Annotated in this window: 1 protein-coding gene; it reads right to left on the bottom strand. The window is 68.5% G+C overall.

The annotated features are described in order from the left end of the window. A partial coding sequence (locus LQV45_RS32400; protein ID WP_230011648.1) for a phosphatase PAP2 family protein occupies window positions 1-875 on the bottom strand: 875 nt, incomplete at its 3' end. Window positions 876-1,411: the final 536 nt, after the last annotated feature.

Genomic DNA, 1,411 nt, shown 5'->3' on the forward strand with positions numbered 1-1,411 from the left:
ATGCTCAGCAAGGCATAGGCCGCCACGCCGGCCGCGGCAAGACCGGTGAGGACGGGAAGCACCACCCACAACCTGGCTGACGCCCAGTGTTCGTTGTAGCCGTCCCAGACGTTCCAGCTCCGGCCGGTGCGGATGATCAGCCAGCCGGCCGGGAGCATAAAGGCCCCCACCACGAGGAACGCCGCGACGACGTCGGCCGGACGGTGCCACTGGTTGATCAGCGTGGACACCCCGGTGGCGACGGCGAAGCTGCCGCCCAGGAAGCCTGCCAGCGGCCGCCAGCGCGGCGAGACCATGAGGAACACGGCCGCCGCGGCCGAGGCGGCCATCGTCGTGTGGCCCGAGGGCAGCGAGTTCAGTTCCAGCGTCTCGATCCCGCGGTACGGCCGGACCGGCACCAGGTCCTTGAGGATCTGGGTGGCCACGTTGGCGCCCACACAGGCCGCAATCGCAATCCCGGCCGCGGCCCAGCGCCGCCGCACGATGGTGACGAAGACGACCACGATCGATGCGATCACCACAGAGAGCGCCGGCAGCCAGTCCAACAGCTTGGTGGCTGCCTTGCCCGCGGTCCCGCTGAGCTCCACCGCTTCCACGAGCGCGGATTCGTCAATGAACTGTCCTGTGGTGGTGCGGACAAAGAAGAAATAGGTGGCGGCCAGTGCGGCGACGCACGCAACCGTGGCCAGCACGAACAAGGCGGCCGTGCCCTTGCCGGGGGACCACTCCGCCTGCGGATCCCGTGTTCTGCCGGCCTGCGTCTTTGGCACCCGGGTGGCTGGGGCCTGAGTCTTTAAGACCTGCGTTTCCGGGATCTGCGCCTCAGGGACCCGGGCAGACGGGTCCCATGGGGTGCGTTCCTGCCGAAAAGTCATGCCATTAAGGCTCCCACAGAACCCTGCGCGCCACCTGATGGGCCCGGCGCGCGGCGGGGCGAGTAGTGCCCGGACAAAAGCCGAGTACCCGCTACCGTTGCCGGGCAGGAACGGGATTCATAGTGTCGACAGTGCCGGTGTGGCTTGTCCCCGGCACGACGCTCCTTGAGCGGGGCCGGCGAAGACGAGTTTCCTGGACCAGGGACTCACCCCCAGTCGACGCCGGCCCATCAAGGGCCCAGACACGTGCAGACGCGTCCCCGCCCGGCCTCGATGAACAACTCCTTGCCGGCGTCCAGCTTGCGTCCGCGTCCGCGTCCGTCGCATGAAGCCGGACCCGGTATGGGAGGATGTTCCGGTGACTTCCCGTGACCCCGCCCAGTGCCGCCGCCCACGCGGCGGCTGGTGCATGGGGCTGGCTGTTGCGGTCTTGCCATTGGTGATGGGTATGTCTGCGTGTGCTGCCCCTTCACCGACCCTGTCCTCCGGCTCAGCGAGCGAGGCAGCGGCACCGGCTGGGCAAGCATCGTCTGCCC

The organism is Microbacterium sp. Bi128 (assembly GCF_918698205.1).